Source organism: Phocaeicola paurosaccharolyticus JCM 15092 (assembly GCF_000613805.1).
Classification (GTDB): domain Bacteria; phylum Bacteroidota; class Bacteroidia; order Bacteroidales; family Bacteroidaceae; genus Phocaeicola; species Phocaeicola paurosaccharolyticus.
In genome coordinates this window covers 1-926 of sequence record NZ_BAJR01000082.1, presented here as the reverse complement: position 1 = coordinate 926, position 926 = coordinate 1, and the positions used below count along the sequence as shown (strand labels likewise).

Below are 926 nucleotides of genomic sequence, written 5' to 3'. Positions count from 1 at the left end.
GGCTTCCATTGCAACTGTTGTTATCCTACAGGAAAGTAACCAATCTACTATATTGTTAAGGTCATCCGTGAAACATCCGAAGCGTCTATTATTATCTCCATCACGATTTTCCGGAACGCAGACTTGCATTTCTGTGTCTGCGATATCTATCCCTGCGGCATCAGGATTTACAATTGCTAGAGTGTTGCCATCTGAAGACTTTATAAGTTTAGCCTTTGCAGATTTTACTTTTGCCATACATTTTATTTTAAAAGATGAATAGAAATGCAAGCCTGTGGTCATACAAAATATTGTATTCTTCCATACGGCATCTAACGGCCATTTCTTATTTTACTGACCTACAGCATCATACTTTTAATTGGAATGCAAGTCCAATGGTAGTCTGACGTACTTGCTTGCAATAGCAAAAGTAATAGGATTGATAACATTATTTTACGCTCTTTTAGCAAAGCATAAACAGCGTAAAACTGTTCTTATGTTTTTTATTCGCGCTTGTGGGATAATACTTTTAAAAAAGACGCAAATTCAGAAGAGATTTGCGTGCCTTCAGCCATATGTTTCCAATTTCTGGAAACATATTTATTCTGTGTATGATTGAACCAGCGACGTTTCTTTATGTATAGGATACAACTGCGGCCTCTCATGGGGTAATCATACATGCGTACTTCCTCATAGAACCCTTTACTTTCCAGTTTGTCGTTTTTATATTCTTCAGGAGGATTATTTTTCTCTTCGAAATATATTTCAACTTTGTCGGTAAACTCTTTAAATTGGACCATCTCGAAGTAGTCAAACATGCCATCAGGAAAGATAAAGCGAAGAAAAGTATCGTAATTCATATATTTTTTGGCGCAAAGATAGCATATTAAGAATTAAGTCCCCTCAGAATTTCGGTATGAGCCCATTTAAGATCATAGGATCATACC

1 protein-coding gene and 1 pseudogene are annotated in these 926 nt (G+C 36.3%); both read right to left on the bottom strand.

Going from position 1 to position 926, the window contains the following annotated elements:
* A pseudogene (locus tag JCM15092_RS14295) lies at window positions 1–282 on the bottom strand (hypothetical protein); the annotation flags it as partial.
* Window positions 283–482: 200 nt separating this feature from the next.
* Entirely contained in the window at window positions 483–839 is a 357-nt protein-coding gene (locus JCM15092_RS14290) for an ISAon1 family transposase N-terminal region protein (RefSeq protein ID WP_024995227.1), read from the bottom strand.
* Window positions 840–926 lie beyond the last annotated feature (87 nt).

What these genes read in the sequence shown, in the direction of transcription:
- JCM15092_RS14290 (WP_024995227.1), bottom strand. Translation starts at nt 839, where the DNA reads ATGAATTACGATACTTTTCTTCGCTTTATCTTTCCTGATGGCATGTTT.